The 24,545-nt window shown below is 31.9% G+C and carries 18 protein-coding genes; 12 read left to right on the top strand and 6 right to left on the bottom strand.

All coding sequences use genetic code 11. The features are described from left to right. Window positions 1-44: 44 nt before the first annotated feature. Window positions 45-401 carry a large conductance mechanosensitive channel protein MscL gene (mscL, locus tag LPC11_RS07235; protein ID WP_002466891.1) on the bottom strand — a complete coding sequence of 119 codons (357 nt, stop codon included), beginning with the start codon at window positions 399-401 and terminating at the stop codon, window positions 45-47. 213 nt (window positions 402-614) lie between these two features. Here mscL and LPC11_RS07230 point away from each other — a divergent pair, with 213 nt between their 5' ends. The 3 genes from LPC11_RS07230 to menI all read left to right on the top strand — a co-directional run bounded on the left by LPC11_RS07230 (window position 615) and on the right by menI (window position 5,828). Beyond that, window positions 615-2,258 carry a glycine betaine uptake BCCT transporter gene (locus tag LPC11_RS07230; RefSeq protein WP_023375256.1) on the top strand — a complete coding sequence of 548 codons (1,644 nt, stop codon included), beginning with the start codon at window positions 615-617 and terminating at the stop codon, window positions 2,256-2,258. Window positions 2,259-2,553: 295 nt separating this feature from the next. Beyond that, complete coding sequence (gene acnA / locus LPC11_RS07225; RefSeq protein WP_231307194.1) at window positions 2,554-5,259, top strand: aconitate hydratase AcnA; 2,706 nt, start codon at window positions 2,554-2,556, stop codon at window positions 5,257-5,259. Window positions 5,260-5,360: 101 nt separating this feature from the next. After that, a complete protein-coding gene (gene menI, locus LPC11_RS07220; RefSeq protein ID WP_041613996.1) occupies window positions 5,361-5,828 on the top strand; it encodes a 1,4-dihydroxy-2-naphthoyl-CoA hydrolase MenI in 468 nt (155 codons plus the stop codon). A 72-nt stretch (window positions 5,829-5,900) separates the two neighbouring features. Here the strand turns inward: menI and LPC11_RS07215 are convergent, their stop codons facing one another. Together LPC11_RS07215 and plsY are read right to left on the bottom strand one after the other, a co-directional pair. Then, window positions 5,901-6,197, bottom strand: a complete 297-nt coding sequence (locus tag LPC11_RS07215; protein WP_231307193.1) for a HesB/YadR/YfhF family protein — start codon at window positions 6,195-6,197, stop codon at window positions 5,901-5,903. A gap of 252 nt (window positions 6,198-6,449) precedes the next feature. Further along, window positions 6,450-7,058 (bottom strand): glycerol-3-phosphate 1-O-acyltransferase PlsY, encoded by a 609-nt coding sequence (gene plsY / locus LPC11_RS07210; RefSeq protein ID WP_023375260.1) that lies wholly within the window; start codon window positions 7,056-7,058, stop codon window positions 6,450-6,452. 209 nt (window positions 7,059-7,267) lie between these two features. Here plsY and parE point away from each other — a divergent pair, with 209 nt between their 5' ends. From parE to mprF, 6 genes are all read left to right on the top strand, one after another. Continuing rightward, window positions 7,268-9,262 (top strand): DNA topoisomerase IV subunit B, encoded by a 1,995-nt coding sequence (parE, locus tag LPC11_RS07205; protein ID WP_023375261.1) that lies wholly within the window; start codon window positions 7,268-7,270, stop codon window positions 9,260-9,262. Next, window positions 9,259-11,664: a DNA topoisomerase IV subunit A gene (gene parC / locus LPC11_RS07200; protein WP_023375262.1), complete on the top strand. Its 2,406-nt coding sequence runs from the start codon at window positions 9,259-9,261 to the stop codon at window positions 11,662-11,664. The genes parE and parC overlap by 4 nt, the downstream gene beginning before the upstream one ends. A gap of 201 nt (window positions 11,665-11,865) precedes the next feature. Further along, entirely contained in the window at window positions 11,866-13,335 is a 1,470-nt protein-coding gene (locus LPC11_RS07195; RefSeq protein WP_107566522.1) for a glutamine transporter AlsT, read from the top strand. A gap of 232 nt (window positions 13,336-13,567) precedes the next feature. Next, on the top strand, window positions 13,568-14,416 hold the full coding sequence (glcT, locus tag LPC11_RS07190; RefSeq protein ID WP_023375264.1) for a glucose PTS transporter transcription antiterminator GlcT: 849 nt from the start codon (window positions 13,568-13,570) through the stop codon (window positions 14,414-14,416). 273 nt (window positions 14,417-14,689) lie between these two features. Then, complete coding sequence (locus LPC11_RS07185; protein ID WP_167321443.1) at window positions 14,690-15,856, top strand: AI-2E family transporter; 1,167 nt, start codon at window positions 14,690-14,692, stop codon at window positions 15,854-15,856. A gap of 254 nt (window positions 15,857-16,110) precedes the next feature. Then, window positions 16,111-18,633, top strand: coding sequence for a bifunctional lysylphosphatidylglycerol flippase/synthetase MprF (mprF, locus tag LPC11_RS07180; protein WP_114599449.1), 2,523 nt, complete (start codon window positions 16,111-16,113; stop codon window positions 18,631-18,633). A gap of 85 nt (window positions 18,634-18,718) precedes the next feature. On the opposite strand, the gene msrA is transcribed toward mprF, so the two are convergent. Next, window positions 18,719-19,225, bottom strand: coding sequence for a peptide-methionine (S)-S-oxide reductase MsrA (gene msrA, locus LPC11_RS07175; protein ID WP_041614004.1), 507 nt, complete (start codon window positions 19,223-19,225; stop codon window positions 18,719-18,721). 136 nt (window positions 19,226-19,361) lie between these two features. Here msrA and LPC11_RS07170 point away from each other — a divergent pair, with 136 nt between their 5' ends. Then, on the top strand, window positions 19,362-20,366 hold the full coding sequence (locus LPC11_RS07170) for an LCP family protein (protein ID WP_023375268.1): 1,005 nt from the start codon (window positions 19,362-19,364) through the stop codon (window positions 20,364-20,366). Between the two features lie 50 nt (window positions 20,367-20,416). Here LPC11_RS07170 and LPC11_RS07165 read toward each other — a convergent pair whose 3' ends face one another. After that, complete coding sequence (locus tag LPC11_RS07165) at window positions 20,417-20,602, bottom strand: 2-hydroxymuconate tautomerase (RefSeq protein ID WP_002451325.1); 186 nt, start codon at window positions 20,600-20,602, stop codon at window positions 20,417-20,419. Window positions 20,603-20,754: 152 nt separating this feature from the next. On the opposite strand from LPC11_RS07165, the gene LPC11_RS07160 reads away from it, so the two are divergent. Then, on the top strand, window positions 20,755-22,017 hold the full coding sequence (locus LPC11_RS07160) for a Y-family DNA polymerase (RefSeq protein ID WP_023375269.1): 1,263 nt from the start codon (window positions 20,755-20,757) through the stop codon (window positions 22,015-22,017). Window positions 22,018-22,115: 98 nt separating this feature from the next. Here LPC11_RS07160 and LPC11_RS07155 read toward each other — a convergent pair whose 3' ends face one another. After that, the gene (locus LPC11_RS07155; RefSeq protein ID WP_023375270.1) at window positions 22,116-23,207 is read right to left on the bottom strand and encodes a prephenate dehydrogenase; all 1,092 of its coding nucleotides are present in this window, start codon (window positions 23,205-23,207) and stop codon (window positions 22,116-22,118) included. A 144-nt stretch (window positions 23,208-23,351) separates the two neighbouring features. Between LPC11_RS07155 and LPC11_RS07150 the strand changes: the two genes are divergently transcribed. Then, window positions 23,352-24,386, top strand: coding sequence for a M42 family metallopeptidase (locus tag LPC11_RS07150; RefSeq protein WP_231307192.1), 1,035 nt, complete (start codon window positions 23,352-23,354; stop codon window positions 24,384-24,386). The last annotated feature ends 159 nt before the right edge of the window (window positions 24,387-24,545 follow it).

The raw sequence follows: 24,545 nt of genomic DNA, 5'->3' as shown, positions 1-24,545 counted from the left end.
ATCAACTTTTGATTGTAAGATGATAAATCGATTTAATATTATTATTAATGTTTTTCTCTTAATAAGTCTCTAATTTCAGTTAAAAGAACTGTATTTTGTTCTAATTCTTCTTCTGGTTCTTCTTTCTTCATTAAAGTATTTGCAATTTTTACAAAGATAAATAATGCGAAAGCAATGATTATGAAATCAATTATTGATTGTATGAATAAACCATATTTAATTCCCCAGAAAGCCCAATCTTCTGCAAAATTGACTGAACCGAAAATTTTACCAATTAATGGCATAATGATGTATTCGACTAATGCAGAGATAATTTTATTGAAAGCTGCTCCCATGACAACAGCTACAGCTAAATCTAATACGTTGCCTTTTAACGCAAAGTCTTTAAATTCTTTAAGCATTTAAATAGTCCTTTCTAAACAATATTTAAAAGCCATTATACAACATATAATTAATTTAGCAAATAGGAAATTTAATCAAATTTGATTCTAAATAGGACGTTTGTTATCCTATAGTAGTGCTTTAGTAAAATTAAATGTTTTAAGATAAAAAAAGAATATTTTAGTTTTACTAGATTGAAAATTTAATAATAGATATGAAGGGAGTAATTAATTATGAATTCTTCTTCTTCTAATGAAAAGAACGGTAAGAAGATTTCTCCGGTGTTTATCTATAGTGCAATTATCGCAGCAATTGTGGTATTAATTGGTGCTATTTTCCCAACACAATTTGACTCAGTAACGAATGAGGTCAAAATGTGGATAACAGATAAACTAGGTTGGTATTACTTAATTCTAACTACGATTATAGTTTTCTTCTGTATTTTCCTTATCTTTAGTCCAATTGGGAAACTTAAATTAGGTAAACCAAATGACAAACCGGAATTTAATACTATTTCTTGGTTTGCGATGTTATTTAGTGCCGGTATGGGTATCGGTTTAGTATTCTACGGTGCAGCTGAGCCAATGTCTCATTTCGCTTCACCACCTGATGCCGATCCGAAAACGACTGAAGCTTACACTGAAGCATTACGTTCAACGTTCTTCCATTGGGGCTTCCATGCATGGGCTGTATATGGTGTTGTAGCATTAGCACTTGCTTATGCACAATTCCGTAAAGGAGAGCCTGGTTTATTATCTAGAACATTACGTCCAATTTTAGGTGATAAAGTTGAAGGGCCAATTGGAACATTCATCGACGTTCTTTCAGTATTTGCTACTTTAGTTGGTGTAGCTGTATCACTTGGTATGGGTGCATTACAAATCAACGGTGGTTTAAATTACTTATTTGGCGTACCGAATACAACTTGGGTCCAAGCTATTATTATTGTCATAGTTACAATCCTATTTATTGCAAGTGCTTGGTCTGGTCTAAGTAAAGGTATCCAATATTTAAGTAATCTAAATATCGGATTAGGTGCTTTATTAATGATTATTACATTAATTATTGGACCAACTGTTTTAATATTAAACATGATGACTAGTTCAACTGGTAGCTTATTAAATACATTCTTATTTAATAGTTTTGATACTGCAGCATTAAATGGACAGAAACGTGAATGGATGTCTACATGGACACTTTACTACTGGGGTTGGTGGTTAAGTTGGAGTCCATTCGTTGGTGTGTTTATTGCCAGAGTTTCAAAAGGACGCTCAATCAGAGAATTTATTTCTGGTGTATTATTAGTACCAGCGATTGTTAGTTTCATCTGGTTCAGTGTATTTGGTGTTCTTGGAATCGAAACTGGTAAGAAACATCCAGAGTTATTTAAAATGACTCCAGAAACACAATTATTCGGTGTATTCAACCATGTACCATTAGGAATCGTATTATCATTTATTGCACTTATTTTAATTGCTTCATTCTTTATTACTTCAGCTGACTCAGCAACATTCGTATTAGGTATGCAAACAACATTTGGTTCGTTAAATCCAAGTAGTATGGTTAAAGTAACTTGGGGTATTGCTCAAGCACTTATCGCCTTTGTATTATTATTAGCTGGTGGCGGAGATGGAACTAAAGCTCTCAACGCAATTCAGAGTGCCGCTATTATTAGTGCGTTTCCATTCTCCTTTGTCGTCATATTAATGATGATCAGTTTCTACAAAGATGCTAATAAAGAACGTAAATTCTTAGGATTAACATTAACGCCTAATAAACACAGATTAGAAGAATACGTTAAATATCAACAAGAGGATTACGAATCTGATATTTTAGAAAAACGTGAATCTAGACGTAATCGTGAAAGAGAAGAATAATTGAATGAAATATCTACTATAATGGTGGGTTTAAAGCTATCAACAATTTTGTTGATAGCTATTTTTATGTTTCAAACATATAAATATTATTTACTTGCGATTGATAACCATTCTCAATTAATAAAAATAACTTATAGTACAAATGCGTTATAATAAGTTTTACTTATACTACCTGATTAAAAATGCGAAATGAAAAATGACCCCTTTATATACCTATACAGTTGTGTTCGAAAACATATAATAATACAATTTAACTAAGGCATATAAATATATAGAAATTCAAGGGGGATATCAAATGGCTTCTAATTTTAAAGAAACAGCGAAGAAACAATTTGATTTAAATGGCCAATCATACACGTACTATGATTTAAAATCATTAGAAGAACAAGGTTTAACTAAAATTTCAAAGTTACCTTATTCAATCCGTGTATTACTAGAATCAGTGTTACGTCAGGAAGATGATTTTGTAATTACTGATGATCACATTAAACAATTAGCAGAATTTGGCAAAAAAGGTAACGAAGGTGAAGTACCTTTCAAACCATCTCGAGTTATTTTACAAGACTTCACTGGTGTACCAGCAGTAGTTGACTTAGCGTCTTTACGTAAAGCAATGAATGATGTTGGTGGGGATATTAATAAAATTAACCCTGAAGTACCAGTTGACTTAGTTATTGACCACTCTGTACAAGTAGATAGTTATGCTAATCCAGATGCATTACAACGTAACATGAAATTAGAATTTGAACGTAACTATGAACGTTACCAATTCTTAAACTGGGCAACAAAAGCATTTGATAACTATAATGCAGTACCACCTGCTACAGGTATTGTCCACCAAGTAAACTTAGAATACTTAGCGAATGTTGTACATGTTCGTGACGTTGACGGAGAACAAACTGCTTTCCCAGATACATTAGTTGGTACTGACTCACATACTACAATGATTAACGGTATTGGTGTATTAGGTTGGGGTGTCGGCGGTATCGAAGCTGAAGCAGGTATGTTAGGACAACCATCATACTTCCCAATTCCAGAAGTTATTGGTGTTAAATTAAGTAATGAATTACCACAAGGTTCAACAGCAACTGACTTAGCATTACGTGTAACTGAAGAGTTACGTAAACGTGGTGTAGTAGGTAAATTCGTTGAGTTCTTTGGTCCTGGTGTAACAAACTTACCATTAGCTGACCGTGCAACAATTGCGAACATGGCGCCTGAATATGGTGCAACTTGTGGTTTCTTCCCAGTTGATGAAGAATCACTTAAATACATGAAATTAACTGGTCGTAAAGATGATCATATTGCACTAGTAAAAGAATATTTACAACAAAATAATATGTTCTTCCAAGTTGAAAATGAAGATCCTGAATATACTGAAGTGATTGATTTAGATTTATCTACAGTTCAAGCTTCTTTATCAGGTCCAAAACGTCCACAAGATTTAATCTTCTTAAGTGACATGAAAACTGAATTCGAAAAATCAGTTACAGCACCAGCTGGTAACCAAGGTCACGGTTTAGATGAAAGTGAATTTGATAAGAAAGCAGAAATCAAATTTAATGATGGTAGAACTTCAACTATGAAGACTGGTGATGTTGCGATTGCAGCGATTACATCATGTACAAATACATCTAACCCTTACGTTATGTTAGGTGCAGGTTTAGTAGCTAAAAAAGCAATTGAAAAAGGCTTAAAAGTACCTGATTATGTAAAAACTTCATTAGCACCAGGTTCAAAAGTTGTTACTGGATATTTAAGAGATTCAGGTTTACAAGAATATCTTGATGACTTAGGTTTCAACTTAGTTGGTTATGGTTGTACAACTTGTATCGGTAACTCAGGTCCATTATTACCTGAAATTGAAAAAGCAGTAGCTGACGAAGATTTATTAGTAACTTCTGTACTTTCTGGTAACCGTAACTTTGAAGGTCGTATCCATCCGTTAGTTAAAGCTAACTACTTAGCTTCACCACAATTAGTTGTAGCTTATGCATTAGCTGGAACGGTTGATATCGATTTACACAATGAACCTATCGGTAAAGGTAAAGATGGCGAAGATGTATACCTTAAAGATATCTGGCCAAGTATCAAAGAAGTTGCAGACACTGTTGATAGTGTCGTAACGCCAGAATTATTCTTAGAAGAATATGCAAATGTATACGAAAATAATGAAATGTGGAATGAAATCGACGTTACTGACGCACCATTATATGATTTCGATCCAAATTCAACTTATATTCAAAATCCATCATTCTTCCAAGGTTTATCTAAAGAACCAGGAACTATTGAACCATTAAAAGATTTACGTATTATGGGTAAATTTGGTGATTCAGTTACAACTGACCACATTTCTCCAGCAGGTGCGATCGGTAAAGATGCACCAGCAGGTAAATATTTATTAGACCATGATGTTCCAATTAGAGAATTTAACTCTTATGGTTCAAGACGTGGTAACCATGAAGTAATGGTACGTGGTACTTTCGCTAATATCCGTATTAAAAACCAATTAGCACCAGGCACTGAAGGTGGATTTACAACATATTGGCCTACAGAAGAAATCATGCCTATCTATGATGCAGCTATGAGATACAAAGAAAATGGTACTGGTTTAGCTGTTTTAGCTGGTAATGATTACGGTATGGGTTCATCTCGTGACTGGGCAGCTAAAGGTACTAACTTATTAGGTGTTAAAACTGTTATTGCACAAAGTTATGAACGTATCCATCGTTCAAACTTAGTAATGATGGGTGTATTACCATTACAATTTAAACAAGGTGAGTCAGCTGATTCTCTAGGTTTAGAAGGTAAAGAAGAAATTTCTGTAGATATCGATGAAAATGTTAAACCACATGATTTAGTAACTGTTCATGCTAAAAAAGAAAACGGAGAAGTTGTTGATTTTGAAGCAATGGTTCGTTTCGATTCATTAGTAGAATTAGATTATTATCGTCATGGTGGTATCTTACAAATGGTATTAAGAAACAAATTAGCTCAATAATCACAATGTGACTTTTGACAGTGCTAACGTTTAGGTTAGCACTGTTTTTTTATGCTAAACTATATATGTAATGTTAATAGTTAAGGAAGGATTGGACTTAAATGATTTATAGTTTGACTGAAATTGAACCAAGATATCAAGAGACAGATAAAATGGGCGTGATTTATCATGGCAATTATGCAACATGGTTTGAAGTAGCGCGTACAGATTACATTAGAAAACTAGGATTTAGTTATGCTGATATGGAAAAGCAAGGGATCATTTCTCCAGTTACAGACTTAAATATCAAATATAAAAAATCAATTTTTTATCCTGAAAAAGTAACCATTAAAACATGGGTGGAAAAATATTCAAGATTACGTTCTGTGTATAGATATGAAATTTTTAATGAACAGGGAGAACTTGCAACTACAGGTTATACTGAGTTAATTTGTATGAAAGCTGATACCTTTAGACCAATTAGATTAGATCGTTATTTCTCAGATTGGCATGAAACCTATAGTAAAGTTGAAGCTTTAAATAAAGAAGGCGTCAATGAAGAAGTAACTCATGGTATTGATCATTTATAAATTAAACTAATAAGCATAGTAAATATAGCCCTAAAATGCTTTATTAAAGCATTTTAGGGCTATATAATATTTCTATTTCTTTGTATATGAAATTTCATCTTCATGATCAACTGTATCTACCACAATATGATCATCTTCAAAGTACCATAAATCTTTCTCGGATATAACTATCGTTAAGCCGTTATATTCTTCTTCATAAGCAACCTCAACATCAGATTTGTTTTCAACATTAAATGCTGGGCTAAATCCTTGTTTTAATTGAAATTCGCCACCGTATCGTATGAAGAAATGCAATACTTTATTATCTTCCGGTAAGTCAAATTCTTCTTTAAACCATTGAACCGCTTGGTCTGTAAGTTCAATTTTCATTTAATCTCCTCCATATTAAATCTCTATATTTTACTCGATGGATTGTCAATTTTAGTGATATTAGAATTATAGCATAGGCTACCTTTCTAATATATTTTTAAACATTTTATTTAAAGCGTAAACTTACATAAAAATAAAATGATGCACCAATATCATCATCTGTGTGCCATTTATGACTATACAGAAAAGCACTTAGTAAGATATCTATAAGAGAAATACCTAACTAAGCGCTAATATTCTTGTTTATCCGATTTACATCCATGTTATCTTAGGTTCTTCACCTTTAAAGATCCGTACAATATTTGTTTTGTGGCGTATAATTAAAATTATAGAAACAATTCCACTGACTGCAAGTAAGATATAGTCCTGTATAATGAGTGAACCTATCACACAACAAATGGCCGCTACGATACTTGATAAGGACACGTATTTAAATGTTTTTAGCACTAAAAAGAAAATAGCAGCTAAAATTAATAATAAAATGGGATTTACTCCTAAAACTACCCCTGCACTCGTAGCAACAGCTTTACCACCTTTAAATTTCAAATATATAGGATATACATGGCCAAGTATTGCAAATAAACCTACAATCAGCCCATTGGTAAAGAATGTACTTATAGGTCCATCAGCATGTACTGGTAACCAAATAGGGAAGAATACAGTGATAAATCCTTTAAAAATATCTAAGAAGGTTACCACAAATCCTGCCGGTCTACCTAGTACCCTAAAACTGTTTGTTGCTCCTGTGTTGCCACTACCAAATTGTCTTATATCTTTCTTAAAGAATAGCTTTCCTATAACTAAACCACTTGGAAAAGCACCAATAAGATAACTCAGTATTAACATGACGACGATCATCATAAAATACACATCCTTTAGTAACTTAGCACTATTTTACCATATACCCCTTATTTTAGAACAATAAAAAATGATAATTTAAAAATGAATACTCATTAAAATAAACTGAATTATCAAGATGACACTTGCAATTTATACAGATTTATATAAGAATAACTATTGTATAGTTTTAAAAACGAACGTACGTTTGTAGGAGGGCGAAATCATTGGCAATGAATAAACAAAATCATTATTCAGATGATTCTATACAGGTTTTAGAAGGTCTTGAAGCTGTTAGAAAAAGACCGGGGATGTATATAGGATCAACTGATAAACGTGGATTGCATCATCTAGTATATGAAGTTGTCGATAACTCCGTCGATGAAGTATTAAATGGTTACGGGGATGAGATTACAGTTATCCTAAACCAAGATGATAGTATTTCAATAGAAGATAATGGTCGTGGGATGCCAACAGGTATTCACGCTTCAGGTAAACCAACTGTTCAAGTTATCTTTACCATATTACACGCTGGAGGCAAGTTTGGCCAAGGTGGTTATAAAACATCTGGTGGACTACACGGTGTAGGTGCATCGGTGGTTAACGCACTAAGTGAATGGTTAGAAGTTGAAATTCATAGAGACGGTAATATATATAAACAGAGTTTTAAAGATGGTGGTGTGCCTGCGACAGGGTTACTAAAAGAAGGCAAAACAAAGAAAACGGGTACAAAAGTAACGTTTAAACCAGATCCTGAAATTTTCAAAGCCACAACATCATTTAATTTTGATGTTCTAAGTGAGCGTTTACAAGAATCTGCATTCTTATTAAAAAACCTAAAAATTAAATTAATTGATTTACGTCGTGGTAAAGAAAGAGAAGAATATTACCATTACGAAGAAGGTATTAAAGAATTTGTAAGTTATATCAATGAAGGTAAAGAAGTTCTTCATGATGTTACAACTTTTACAGGTACATCTAATGGCATTGAAGTTGATGTGGCTTTCCAATATAACGATCAATATTCTGAAAGCATTTTAAGTTTCGTTAATAACGTGCGTACTAAAGATGGTGGTACACATGAAGTCGGATTTAAAACAGCTATGACTCGTGTATTTAACGATTATGCTAGACGTATTAATGAATTAAAAGAAAAAGATAAAAATTTAGATGGAAATGATATTCGTGAAGGATTAACAGCTATCGTTTCTGTAAGAATACCTGAAGAGCTATTACAATTTGAAGGACAAACTAAATCTAAATTAGGGACATCAGAAGCTAGAAGCGCTGTAGACTCAGTTGTTTCTGAAAAATTACCATTTTATCTTGAAGAAAAAGGACAATTGTCCAAATCGCTTGTGAAGAAAGCGATTAAAGCACAACAAGCTAGAGAAGCGGCACGTAAAGCACGTGAAGATGCACGATCTGGTAAAAAGAACAAACGTAAAGATACGTTATTGTCAGGTAAATTAACACCTGCTCAAAGTAAAAATACAGAGAAAAATGAACTTTATTTAGTTGAGGGTGACTCTGCAGGTGGTTCTGCTAAACTTGGTCGTGATCGTAAATTCCAAGCGATACTACCACTCAGAGGTAAAGTCATTAATACTGAAAAAGCTAGATTAGAAGATATCTTCAAAAATGAAGAGATTAATACGATTATTCATACGATTGGTGCAGGTGTTGGTAACGAATTTAAAATTGAAGATAGTAATTATAGTCGAATTATAATTATGACTGATGCCGATACAGATGGTGCACATATTCAAGTACTATTATTAACGTTCTTCTTTAAATATATGAAACCATTAGTACAAGCTGGTCGTGTCTTTATAGCATTACCTCCACTTTATAAATTAGAAAAAGGTAAAGGTAAATCTAAGAAAGTAGAATATGCTTGGACTGATGATGAATTAGATAAATTACAAAAGCAACTTGGTAAAGGTTTCTCATTACAACGTTACAAAGGTTTAGGTGAAATGAACCCTGAACAATTATGGGAAACAACAATGAATCCAGATACGCGTACGTTGATACGCGTTCAAGTTGAAGATGAAGTACGCTCTTCAAAACGTGTAACAACTTTAATGGGAGATAAAGTAGCCCCACGTAGAGAATGGATTGAAAATCATGTTGAATTTGGTATGCAAGAAGATTTAAGTATTTTAGATAATACTGAAGTTCAAATTTTGGAAAATGAAACCTATGAGGAGGATGAAACGAATTGAGTGAGATAATTCAAGATTTATCACTTGAAGATGTAATCGGTGACCGTTTTGGACGATATAGTAAATATATTATCCAAGAGAGAGCATTACCAGATGTTCGTGACGGGCTTAAACCAGTACAACGTCGTATCCTATACGCGATGTACTCAAGTGGTAATACATTCGATAAAAATTTCCGTAAAAGTGCTAAAACTGTCGGGGATGTCATCGGTCAGTATCATCCTCATGGTGACTCTTCAGTATATGATGCCATGGTGCGTTTAAGTCAAGATTGGAAGTTACGACATGTCTTAATCGAAATGCATGGTAACAACGGTAGTATAGATAATGATCCACCTGCTGCGATGCGTTATACGGAAGCTAAGTTAAGTCAATTATCTGAAGAACTTTTAAGAGATATTAATAAAGAAACCGTGTCATTTATTCCAAACTATGATGATACGACGCTAGAACCTATGGTATTACCAGCTAGATTCCCTAACTTATTAATTAATGGTTCTACTGGTATTTCAGCAGGTTATGCAACGGATATTCCACCACATAATCTTGGTGAGGTTATTCAAGCGACTTTAAAATATATTGATAACCCCGATATTACTGTGAGCCAATTAATGAAATACATTAAAGGACCTGATTTTCCAACTGGAGGTATCATTCAAGGTCTAGATGGTATTAAAAAGGCATACGAATCAGGTAAAGGCAAGATTGTTGTACGTTCAAAAGTAGATGAAGAAGAATTACGCAACGGACGTAAAGAATTGATTGTGACTGAAATCCCGTACGAAGTGAATAAAAGTAGTTTAGTTAAACGTATTGATGAATTACGTGCGGATAAGAAAGTTGACGGAATTGTTGAAGTTCGAGATGAAACGGATAGAACTGGTTTACGTATTGCTATAGAACTTAAAAAAGATGTTAATAGTGAAGCAATCAAAAATTTCTTATATAAAAATTCAGACTTACAAATATCTTATAACTTTAATATGGTAGCGATTAGTGACGGACGACCTAAATTAATGGGAATTAAACAAATTATTGATAGTTATATCAATCACCAAATTGAAGTTGTTGCGAATAGAACTAAGTTTGATTTAGAGCATGCTGAAAAACGTATGCATATCGTTGAAGGTTTAATGAAAGCATTGTCAATACTAGATGAAGTTATCGCACTTATCCGTAATTCTAAAAATAAGAAAGACGCTAAAGATAACTTAGTTGCTGAGTTTGACTTTACTGAAGCTCAGGCTGAAGCGATTGTGATGTTACAACTTTATCGCTTAACAAATACCGATATTGTTGCTTTAGAACAAGAACATGATGAATTATCTAATTTAATCAAAGATTTACGCCATATATTAGATGATCACGATGCATTATTAAATGTGATAAAAAATGAATTGACTGAAATTAGAAAGAAATTTAAAACAGATCGTCTTTCTACAATTGAAGCGGAAATTTCTGAAATTAAAATTGATAAAGAAGTTATGGTACCAAGTGAAGAAGTAGTATTGAGCTTGACAAGACACGGTTATATTAAACGCACATCTACACGAAGCTTTAATGCAAGTGGTGTTTCCGAAGTAGGCCTAAAAGACGGAGATAGTTTATTAAAGTACCTTGATGTAAATACCCAGGATACTGCGCTCGTGTTTACAAACAAAGGTAGATATTTATTCATTCCTGTTCATAAATTAGCTGAAATCAGATGGAAAGAGTTAGGACAACATGTGTCGCAGATTGTTTCTATTGATGAAGATGAACAAGTGATTGATGTGTTTAATGAAAAAGACTTTAGCCAAAATGAAGCATTTTATATTATGGCTACTCGCAACGGCATGATTAAGAAAAGTAGTGTTCCTCAGTTTAAAACGACACGCTATAACAAACCATTAATTGCTATGAAGGTGAAAGACCAAGACGAAGTGATTAACATTATGAGGGTAGAATCAGATCAACTCATTACAGTGGTAACGCACAAAGGTATGTCACTTACTTATTCTACAAATGAACTATCTGATACTGGTCTTCGTGCTGCGGGCGTTAAATCTATTAATTTAAAAGATGAAGATTTCGTAGTCATGACTCAAATGATTAACCATTCGGAATCAGTGATGATGGCTACTCAACGTGGCGCAATTAAGCATATTGGATTCAAAGTATTACAAGAAGCTAAACGTGCACAAAGAGGTATAACTTTACTTAAAGAATTGAAAAAAGCACCGCATCGAATTGTAGCAGCTGATGTTGTGCGTGATAATTATACGACCTATACATTATACTCAGATAATAATCAAGAGAGTGGTGACATTGCTTCAATTCACAAATCTGAACAGTATACGAACGGTTCGTTTATTGTAGATATTGATGATTTTGGTGAAGTTAAAGGTATGTACTTACAATAAAAGTATATGCAATACATGTATAAGATGATAAAATAAAATATAATAATCATAATTAAAGCGTTCAAGAGGTTTATATTAAATTGAACAATCTAGTGTTAAGTATTGATAAGTTGAATCATTATTTAATTAGATTGCAATATGACAATATGAATCTCTTGAATTTTTAAGATATGAATTTTATTTAAGATGAGAGGGATTTATTTGAAAGATTTTGATAATTTAATTCCTGGTTGGTTCAAAGATTTTGTCCAAGTAGGGAATGATTTAATTTGGTCTCAATATCTGATTGGATTGTTACTTACAGCTGGTTTCTTCTTCACTATCAGTTCTAAATTTGTGCAACTTCGCATGTTGCCTGAAATGTTTAGAGCGTTAGTTGAGAAACCAGAAACATTAGAAAGTGGCGAAAAGGGTATCTCACCTTTCCAAGCTTTTGCAATTAGTGCAGGCTCAAGGGTTGGTACAGGAAATATTGCTGGTGTAGCAACAGCAATTGTACTAGGTGGTCCAGGTGCCGTATTTTGGATGTGGATTATTGCATTTATTGGTGCAGCAAGTGCATTTATGGAAGCAACATTAGCACAGGTTTACAAAGTGCATGATAAAGATGGTGGATTCCGAGGCGGACCAGCATATTACATAACTAAAGGGTTAAATCAAAAATGGTTAGGTATTGTATTTGCAATTCTAATCACAGTTACTTTCGCATTTGTATTTAACACAGTTCAATCAAATACGATTGCTGAATCATTAAATACTCAATATCATGTTAGCCCAGTTATTACAGGAATTGTACTAGCTGTCATTACAGCGATCATCATCTTTGGTGGTGTTCGAAGTATTGCAACATTATCATCATTAATAGTTCCTATTATGGCTATTATATACATTGGTATGGTTTTAGTTATTTTATTATTAAACTTAGATCAAATCGTTCCAATGATTGGTACTATCATTAAAAGTGCTTTCGGTTTTGAACAAGTAACTGGCGGTGCTGTCGGCGCAGCTATATTACAAGGTATTAAACGTGGTTTATTCTCAAATGAAGCAGGTATGGGTTCTGCGCCAAACGCAGCAGCAACAGCTGCCGTACCTCATCCAGTTAAACAAGGTTTAATTCAATCATTAGGTGTATTCTTCGATACTATGCTAGTATGTACAGCTACAGCAATTATGATTTTATTATACTCTGGATTAAAATTTGGAGAAAATGCACCTCAAGGTGTGGCAGTTACACAGTCTGCGTTAAATGAACATTTAGGTTCAGCAGGTGGTATTTTCTTAACAGTAGCAATTACACTATTTGCTTTTTCTTCAGTTGTAGGTAACTACTATTATGGACAATCTAATATAGAATACCTTTCAAATAATAAGACAATTATTTTCATTTTTAGATGTCTTGTAGTCGTGCTTGTATTTATTGGTGCAGTTGCTAAAACTGAGACAGTATGGAGTACAGCAGACTTATTTATGGGACTTATGGCGATTGTGAATATTGTTTCTATTATAGGACTTTCTAATATTGCTTTTGCAGTAATGAAAGATTACCAACTACAACGTAAAGCAGGTAAAAATCCTGTATTCAAACCAGAAAATCTTGAGATTAACTTATTTGGAATTGAATCTTGGGGTATCAATTCAACAAATAAAGCAAATAAAAATAATAAGTAAAAAAAATCCTGAGACGTATATAAATGTCTCAGGTTTTTTTATTAAATCGTGAGTTATTGATTGTATTCTTTTTAGTATTGCGCAGAATATTTTTTGTGGCTAGAAAGTAGAGTACTTTAATAAAAAAAGTGAAATTAGGATTTATAAATAAAAAGATTTAAAAATGTATTTTCTTTTCATTTATATCATTTGGCTTTATAATTTTAATAATGGATTAGGAAAGGTGATAATGATGGGAAAATACAAAATAAGTAAAATTCTCAATAATAACGTTATCATATGCACAAATAAAGATCAGGAAGTTGTACTCATTGGAAAAGGTATTGGCTTTAATAAAAAGCAAGGATTGATTTTAGATGAATCAGCTTCCATTGAAAAAGTGTATAAGCTTGATCAAGATAAACATAAAGAGCATTACAAGACATTGGTTGAAATGGCGGATGATCATGTACTGCAAGCAGTCATAGAATCAGTCAATTTAATCACTAATACGACTTTAGATATTGATTATAAAAATTTAGTCGTTGCCCTAACTGATCATATTATTTTTGCGTATAAACGTTTAAAACAAAATCAACTAATTAGTAATCCGTTTGCTATGGAGACTAAGTATTTATATAGCGACGCATATCAATTAGCTGCCAAAGTGATTGAAAGACTAAATCAACAATTAGATGTTCAATTTCCGGAAGATGAAATTGGTTTTATCGCATTACATATTGCTTCTAATTCAGAAGAATTATCCATGCGAGAAATGTCATTAATCAATCAATTAATTAATAAGAGCATTACAATTATCGAATCTGATTTAAATCATCAAGTTGATCAATCCTCAGTGCAATATCAACGTTTTATTAGACACGTTCAGTTCCTCATTCGTCGTTTGAAACAGAATGAAGCGATTCATGCACAAAATGATTTCATTGAAATGATTAAAAAGCACTACCCACAATGCTATTCCACAGCATTTAAAATTTTAAAAATGATTCAAATGGAATTCGATATTACAATAAATGAAGCTGAAGTGATTTATTTAACATTACACATTCATCATTTTGAAGCACAAATCAATCGTGATTAATAACACTTAGTTTTATTTTAATAATTCTACTTAATAAATGGATATAGTATTATCTATGCTATTATTGAAATCAGTTATATTTATTTTATTAAATTTTTAATACGCCTTAGTTGTATGAATTATGTTATGATAAGTGTTAGTAATTTTAATCATCTTATGTATTTTATGAATTAAATAAAGAGAGGTAACTTGAAGGTATGGTGATGTCAAATGTCGAATGAAAATAAGACTACAGAAAATAAGGCATCTGGAAAGTTTAAAACTAATTTCAGTATGTCTGAAACAAGATTTATGCGATTTTTAGGCGGCAATGATTTAATTTATGGCTTACTAGCACTTGTACTTTTAGGTATTGTAATATTTATATTTGATAAAGTTTCATACGTATTTGAGCCATTTATTATTATATTTAATACTATTGCTGCACCTATTATTGTCTCATTGATTATATTTTATTTATTTAATCCACTAGTGAATTTGATGGAACGTTATCGTATCCCACGAATTGTGGGTATTATGATTATTTATATTGCGATTGTGGGAATTATCGCATTAATCGTTAATTTATTAATTCCGGTTATCGGCTCACAATTAGGAAGTTTTATTAATAATTCTCCTCAATATTTCAAAAAATTCACGAGTACAATCAATAAATTAACTAGTAATTCAATTTTTGCTGGTTATTATAGTCAAATTAATGATCAACTTAATTCATTAACGAAGAAGATACCTACAATGCTATCAGATTATTTTGATGGTTTTGGTTCAAAATTAGCAACTTTTGCAGAAGCTGTCGCTAATGTTGGTGTAGTTATTGTAACAACGCCATTTGTATTATTCTTTATGTTAAAAGATGGTCATAAGTTCAAAGATTTTACAACAAATATTATGCCACCAAAATTCAGAAAAGATTTTCACGATTTGCTTGAAAAAATGAGTGTTCAAGTAGGTTCATATATTCAAGGGCAAATTATTGTCTCATTCTGTATTGGTGTTTTATTATTTATCGGTTATTCAATTATTGGATTAAAATATAGTTTAATTCTTGCATGTATCGCTGCTGTAACGAGCGTAGTGCCTTATTTAGGTCCTACAATTGCGATATCACCAGCAATTGTTATTGCTATTATTACATCTCCATTAATGGTACTTAAATTGGCAATTGTATGGACTTTAGTACAGTTCTTTGAAGGACATTTCATTTCGCCAAATATTATGGGTAAAACTTTAAAAATACATCCTCTAACAATTATCTTTATTTTATTATGTGCAGGTAACTTGTTAGGTATTGTAGGTGTTATTTTAGGTATACCTGGCTATGCAGTATTAAAAGTTTTAGTTTCTCATGTCTTCTTATTATTCAAACGTAGATATAATCGTTATTACGGAGAAGATGCTGGAGAATACCAATTGAATAAAGAACAAGAGCAATCTGAGTAGTTGTGATACAAGGATATCTTTAGAAACGAATGTGAGAATAAGAAGGGCATTTGACAATGTCCTTATCTTACTTAATTTCTAAGATATCCTTTTCTTTTTCTTTTTAAAGCATAGCGTATTATTATAATGACTATAGCTAACAGAGGATATGACAATAATGTTATGTATAATTAGGACTATTTATATTCTAATTATCATATTCTTATGATATATTTTTGCTATATAGAAGAATTAATTAGAATTGAAGTGAAAAAATGACCCAAGAAAATAAAAGTAAATTATTATCTATTTTGAAATTTGTGTTTGCTGCAACACTATTTGTATTTGTAGTATTCACATTATATCGTGAATTATCAACTATTAATTTTAAAGATACATTAATGCAATTTGGCAAAATTAATCGTTTGTGGTTAGTATTATTATTTGCTGGAGGTGGAGCATCTTTATTAATCTTATCTTTATACGATATTATTCTTGTTAAGTCTTTAAAATTAGATATCCCTTTAACAAAAGTTTTTAGAGTTAGTTATATTATTAATGCTTTAAATGCTATTGTCGGTTTCGGCGGGTTTATCGGTGCCGGGTTAAGAGCATTTGTTTATAAAAATTATACTGAAGATAACAAAAAACTCGTGCATTACATATCCGTTATTCTCATTTCGATGTTAACGGGCCTCAGTCTTTTATCGATTTTAGTCGTTTTTCATGTCTTTAATGCATCAGATATGTTAGATCGAATTTCATGGGTTCGTTGGATTTTATATATTGTTGCTTTATTTTTACCAATATTTATTATTTACACTATTATGAAACCCGCAGATAAAAATAATCGATTTATGGGAGTTTATTGTACTTTAGTTTCATGTGTCGAGTGGATGGCGGCGGCTGTAGTACTCTATTTCTCTGCACTAATCGTAGGAATTGATATTTCATTTATGAATTTTATCGGTATTTTTATTATTGCAGCGTTGTCAGGACTAGTAAGTTTCATTCCTGGAGGCTTTGGAGCATTTGATTTAGTCGTATTACTCGGTTTTAAATCTCTAGGTGTAAGTGAAGAGAATATTTTATTAGCATTATTACTTTATCGTTTTGCATATTACTTTGTACCTGTAGCGATTGCATTAGTATTATCTTCATTTGAATTTGGTAATACTGCTAAAAAATATATTGAAGGGTCTAAATATTTTGTGCCTGCAAAAGATGTCACATCATTCTTAATGTCATATCAAAAAGATATTTTATCTAAAATCCCATCATTTTCATTAGCAATTTTAGTATTTTTAACGAGTGTGATATTCTTCATCAATAATTTAACTATTATTTATGATGGATTATATGATGATAACCATTTCGTGTATTATATAACATTGTCTGTTCATACTAGTGCCTGTTTGTTATTAATGTTAAATGTTAAAGGTATATTTAAACAAAGTCGACGTGCTATTATTTTTGCTATTATATCAGTTGTATTAATTTTTGCCGCAACGATATATACTTATGCTTCTTTCTTACTTTTAACATGGTTAGTTGTTATTTTTGTATTACTTATTATTGCTTATCGTCGTGCCAAAGTTGTAAAACGACCATTGAGACTAAAAAACGTATTTTTAATAGTAATCATTAGTTTGATTGTACTTTATATCAATCACATTATTATCTCTAGTACGTTATATGCATTAGATGTGTATAATCTTGAAGTTGATACAACGGTTTTAAGATATTATTTCTGGATTACAATAGCTTTAATTACATTAATTGTGGCTTCAATTGCCTGGTTATTTGACTATCGTTATTCTAAATCAAATCAAAATAAAGATTTAACTATTTGTGAACAAATTATTCATGAATATGGTGGTAATTATTTAACACATCTTATCTATAGTGGAGATAAAGATTATTTTGTTCATGATAATGAGTCTGCCTTTTTAATGTATCGATATAAATCTAATGCATTAGTTGTTTTAGGAGATCCAGTTGGAGATGCTTCATCCTTTGAATCTCTTTTAGAAGCATTTTATGAATATGCAGAATACTATGGTTATGATATTATCTTTTATCAAGTAAGTGATCGCTTCATGCCACTTTATCATAATTTTGGAAATCAATTCTTTAAATTAGGAGAAGAAGCAATTATTGATTTAACAACGTTTACGACTTCAGGTAAAAAGCGTCGTGGATTTAGAGCTACTTTAAATAAGTTTGATGATTTAAATATTAACTTTGAAGTTATTGAACCACCATTTTCTAAAGAAATGATTGAAACATTACAACATGTAAGTGATCAATGGTTAGATGGCAGAAATGAAATGCATTTTTCAGTAGGTCAATTTAGTGAAGAATATTTGTCTAAAGCACCAATTGGTATTATGCGTAATGAAGATGGGAAAATTATTGCATTTTGTACATTAATGCCAACATACTTTAATGATGCTATTTCAGTTGATTTAATTCGTTGGTTACCTGAATTAGATTTACCGTTAATGGATGGTCTATATTTACACATGCTTTCATGGGGAAAAGAAAAGGGCTACCGTTCATTTAATATGGGTATGGCAACACTTTCTAATGTAGGACAATTGCATTACTCATATCTTAGAGAACGATTAGCTGGTAGAGTCTTTGAACATTTTAATGGTTTATATCGTTTCCAAGGTTTAAGACGATATAAAGAAAAATATGGACCAAATTGGGAGCCGAGATTCTTAGTTTATAGAAAAGATGCATCTTTATGGCAATCAATGATTAAAGTGATGAGAGTTATTCGTCATAAATAGATATATATAATGAAAAGCGATTGATGAAACTGAATAGTTTCGTCAATCGCTTTTGTGTTAATCTTCAATATAAATATATCTAGATTTAGTTTTTCTTATAGTTTTCACGATCTTGTTGTTCTTTGGCATATCTTTCTGGTTGCTTTTTATAAAAATCTTGATGATATTCTTCAGCTTTATAAAATGTTGTTGCAGGCAAAATTTTAGTAGCAATTGCTTTATCTGCATTGATTGTATCTTGCATTGCTGCGATATATTCTTCAGCTAGTTTTTTCTGATGTTCATTGGAATAAAAAATAGCTGTTTGATACTGAGATCCTCTATCTTGAAATTGACCTTCATCATCTAGTGGGTCAATGACAGAAAAAAAGATTTCTAATAATTTATTGTATGAGAATAACGCAACATCATACTCAACTTTGACAGTTTCATAGTGTCCAGTAGTGCCACTTTTAACCTGCTCATATGTAGGATTGGCTATGTCTCCACCCATATAACCTGATGTTACTTGTTCTATACCATCAAACGTATCAAAAGGTTTAGTCATACACCAAAAGCACCCACCCGCAAAATATGCAGTATTTATATTCATTTATGACACCCTTTCATTGGACCTTAGTACCATTTATTAAAAAAATCCTTGCTTTTTGTATACTTTTTCTATAACGTTAATACATATTAATTATAGATGATAGAATTGTAATTTTAAAGGTATAAGGTAGGTAAATATGAGAGAACAGAAGGATAACAGAGAAGAAACTGAGTATAAACGACAAGCAGGTACATCAACTCCACCTTCTAGGCGACGAAAGAAAAAGAGAGTGCGCAAATTACCTTTTATTATTTTATTTATTTTAATTATTCTCATCGTTATAATTGCATACATTGCTCATGGATATAATAGTGGTGTAAAGTATGCGGAAAAGCATGCGAAAGATATTAAAGTACATGAATTTAACGGACCAGTAAAAAATGACGGTAAAATTTCTGTATTAGTACTAGGTGCAGATAAAGCACAGGGTGGTAAATCACGTACAGACTCAATTATGGTTGTTCAATATGACTATATTCATAAAAAAATGAAAATGATGTCAGTAATGCGTGATATTTATGCTGATATCCCTGGCTATGATAAGTATAAAATTAATGCTGCATATTCATTAGGTGGCCCAGAACTATTAAGAAAAACATTAAATAAAAACTTAGGTATTAATCCTGAATATTATGCAGTTGTTGATTTTACTGGTTTCGAAAAGATGATAGATGAGTTAGAACCTAATGGTGTTCCAATGGATGTTGAAAAGGATATGTCTGAAAATATTGGTGTATCATTGAAAAAAGGTCATCATCGTTTAAATGGTAAAGAATTATTAGGTTATGCTAGATTTCGTCATGATGCAGAAGGCGATTTCGGGCGTGTACGTCGTCAACAACAGGTGATGCAAACACTTAAATCTGAATTAGTGAATTTTGGTACAGTTGCTAAGTTACCTAAAGTAGCAGGTATTCTTAGAGGATATGTTAATACAGATATGCCTGACTCTGCGATGTTCCAAACTGGAATAAGTTTCGGTGTTCGAGGCGATAAAAATGTAGATTCATTAACAGTTCCTATTAAGAACTCATATCAAGATATTACTACTAATAATGATGGTAGTGCCTTGCAAATTGATAAAGAGAAAAATAAAAAAGCAATTCAAGATTTTTTCGATGATAAAAATAATAAAAAGTAATGCTCAAAGAGCCTCACATTGACGATGTCAATGTGAGGCTCTTTACTTATTTATTGATCTGATTTTCTAACACCAGCAACACCATAATGACTTTTTTTCATTTCTTCAATAACGACATGGATTGCTTCTTTATTTGCACCTGTTGTTTTTTCTACAGCTGCTGTCACTTCAGTTACTAAATCTTTAAGTTGTTCATCTGAACGTCCTTCTAATAATTTAACGTTTACGATTGGCATATGTCATTCCTCCAATATTCTTATTACAACTTTAGTATAGCATGAATAATCAATAAAAATACATTTTTTACAAATAAGAACAAGTGTTCTTTTTATACTTGATTAAGAACACTTGTTCGTATATAATGAAATTGTATTAGGGAGGGGTAATCATGTATGACTATCATTTATTAGAAGATAGAGATGTACTTTGTATTGATCAGAAGAGTTTTTTCGCAAGTGTATCTTGTATAGAAAAAGGATTAGATCCATTAACGACGAAATTAGCAGTAGTCGCAGATACTAAAAGACAGGGATCGGTTGTGTTGGCGGCGACCCCTAAACTTAAAGAATTAGGGGTCAAGACTGGATCAAGATTATTTGAAATACCGCATCGAAATGACATATATATCATTAATCCAAGTATGAGAAAATATCTTAATGTATCAGTTGCTATATCTAAGATTGCTTTGCGGTATGTACCATCTGAAGATTTACATCAATATAGCATCGATGAATTTTTTATGGATGTGACAGATAGTTATCATAGATTTAATTCAACCGTACAAGCATTTTGCGAAAGATTACAGAAAGAAATTCATGAAGAAACAGGTATTAGATGTACGATTGGTATAGGCTCAAACATGTTATTAAGTAAAGTAGCTATGGATATTGAAGCAAAGCACACAGCAAATGGTATAGCTGAATGGCGTTATCAACATGTACCTGAAAAGTTATGGCCTATTCAACCGTTAAGAGATTTTTGGGGAATTAATAGAAAAACAGAAGCTAAATTAAATAAAAGAGGGATTTTTACAGTAGGAGATTTAGCTCAATATCCATATCAATATCTGAAAAGGGATTTTGGAATATTAGGTGTAGATATGCATCTTCATGCTAATGGTATTGATCAAAGCAAGATGAGAGAGAAATATAAAGTGAATAATCCATCTATATGTAAAAGTCAAATTTTGATGAGAGACTACGAATTTGAAGAAGCGAAAGTGGTGATGCAAGAGTTAATTGAAGATGTAGCGAGTAGAGTTAGAGCAAGAAAACAATTGGCGCGTACCATACATTTTTCATTTGGCTATAGTGATGAAGGTGGTGTACATAAGCAGTATACATTAGAAGAAGGTACTAACTTAGAAAAAGATATTTTTAAAGTAGTGAATTATTTTGCCAATCAATTATGTGACAAACAAGCATTATATCGTACATTAAGTGTGTCACTTACACAATTTATAGATGAAAACGAAAGACAAATGAACTTATTCATCGATGAATACGAGCGTAAGAGAGATGAAAAATTAGCAAAAACAATTGATCATTTACATGTGAAATATGGTAAGGGTATTGTGTCTAAAGCAACATCTTATACTGAAGCTGGTACCAAACATGGACGTTTAGGACTCATGGCAGGACATAAAATGTAGTAATGTATGACACGATAATGATGAAGGTTTCTCAAACACTAAAATAAAAATAACCTAAGACATTACATTGAGATGTCTCAGGTTGATGAATGAAGTTGCTATTCTATATAAGTATCAAATTGATCTAAAACTTGAATACCACGTTCCCGATCTTCAGGGTTTTTAAAACTAATTTGAAGTGCACCATAAATATCTTCCCGTACTTCTAATATTTTTAAGTTGCTTATAGAAATATTATGTAAACTTAGTATATGTGTAACTTTGCTAATCATACCCGGTTTATCCGGAATATCAACATATAGATCATACACAGTAGTAAGTGCACCTTGTTGTTTAGCGGGTAATTGGTCGCGATAATTTTTTGCATGAGCAAAAAAGTTATAAATATCCTCTGAATTAGAAGAAGATATCATAGCTGAAATTGAGGAAATTTGATCTTGTAAATCTTGTAATATATCTAGGATGAAGGTTTTATTATTTAATGTAATATCTTTCCACATTTCTGCATTACTACTAGCAATGCGAGTGATGTCACGGAATCCACCTGCAGCTAATTGTTGTACTAAATGGTGTTTTTCTACTTGATTAGCACTGAGATGAACTAAACTTGATGCAACAATATGAGGAACATGACTAACGATACCGGTAACAAAATCATGCTCATCGGCATCAGTGAAAATAAATTTCGCTAATGTAGGTTTTAGTAGATTTTTAATCTTTTCGGCTGCTTGCTTATTGGCTTCTTGACTAAATACAAGAATATAGTAGGCATTTTCAAAGAGATGTTTTTTAGCGTTGAGTACACCAGACTTATGACTACCAGCCATCGGATGACCACCAACAAGATGAATATCGTGTTTTAACAACATATTTTCAAACGTTTGAATAGTTGATTTAGTGCTTCCTGTATCTGTAACGATTAAATTTGATTTAGTATTGAGCTGTGGTAAATGTTCTAAATAGTGAACAGTTTGTTCGACAGGTGTAGCATATATAACCATATCAGCATTTTCGATGGCTTGCTCATAATGCGTTGATTTATCATCTATGATACCAATAGACAAAGCTTTATCTAATTGAGATTCATCAGCATCAAAAGCTGTAATATGAATGTCTTGATGATAATATTTTAAATTACTTGCTAAACTCCCACCAATCAAACCAAGACCTACAAATAAAATGTTTTGCATAAGTAATCACCTGTTTCGAAATTTTCAGAATACTAACATTGTAAATGAGGAAGTTTATGGAATCAATAAGAATATGATTAGTATATATTAAATAAATAGTCTAAACTAAAGTTAAATAAGATAGAAATGTGAAAGGGGATAAAAATGAGCGATATTCTACAAACAATCAAAACGTTAACAGAGATTAATAGTCCATCTGGTAATGCTGAAAAAGCAATACAGTATGTGAAGGAGACAGTAGAAGACATAGGATATTCTACAGAATTGACGAATAAAGGTGCTTTGATTATTAATGTTACTGGAGATAATCAAGATCAGCAACGATGTATTACAGCACATGTTGATACGTTAGGTGCAATGGTAAAGGAAATTAAAGAAGATGGACGTTTGGCAATTGATTTAATAGGAGGATTTCACTTTAATGCTATTGAAGGAGAATACTGTGAGATTCAAACAGAGGCAGGAGACATATATACGGGTACAATATGTTTACATGAAACAAGTGTGCATGTATATAAAAATAATCATGAAGTACCTAGAGATATAGAACATATGGAAATTAGAATTGATGAAAAAACAAATTCAATTCAAGATACGAAAGATTTAGGCATAGATGTAGGGGACTTTGTTAGCTTTGATCCTAGAACAGAAATTACGCAATCCGGTTTCATTAAATCACGTCACTTAGATGATAAAGCAAGTGTGGCAATGATTATAGAATTATTGAAAAAAATAAAAAAAGAAAATATTATGTTGCCTCATACCACTCAATTTTATATTTCAAATAATGAAGAAATTGGTTATGGCGCAAACGCTTCTTTATCAGATAATATTGTAGATTTTATCGCATTAGATATGGGCGCGTTAGGTGATGGTCAATCTTCAGATGAATATACTGTATCTATCTGTGCAAAAGATAGTTCTGGACCTTATCATAAGGGACTTCGTTCACAACTTGTGCAACTATGTAAAATGAATGATATTCCATATAAAGTAGATACATATCCTTATTATGCTTCCGATGCTACTTCGGCATTAAAAGCTGGGGCTGATATCAGACATGGATTATTTGGTGCTGGAATTGAATCTTCGCATGCCTTAGAAAGAACACATATTGAATCCATAGAAGCCACTCAAAATTTATTATATGCCTACTGTATGTCCCCAATTTTAAAATAAATTACGAATTGACGTTGACAAAAATATTTGAGGGATGTATTATACTAAATAATTAGAATTGTTAAACAATTCGGAAGATAAAGTAGCAAATATGAACTGTAGCAAATAGAAAGCTAATGGGTAATGGAAATTAGCACATCATGTTTAGTGAATTGGGCT

The organism is Staphylococcus sp. HL28 (genome assembly GCF_021117155.1).
In the GTDB taxonomy this organism is placed as follows: domain Bacteria; phylum Bacillota; class Bacilli; order Staphylococcales; family Staphylococcaceae; genus Staphylococcus; species Staphylococcus warneri.
Note: the sequence above shows the minus strand (reverse complement) of the source record. Positions and strands in the feature narration are given on the sequence as shown.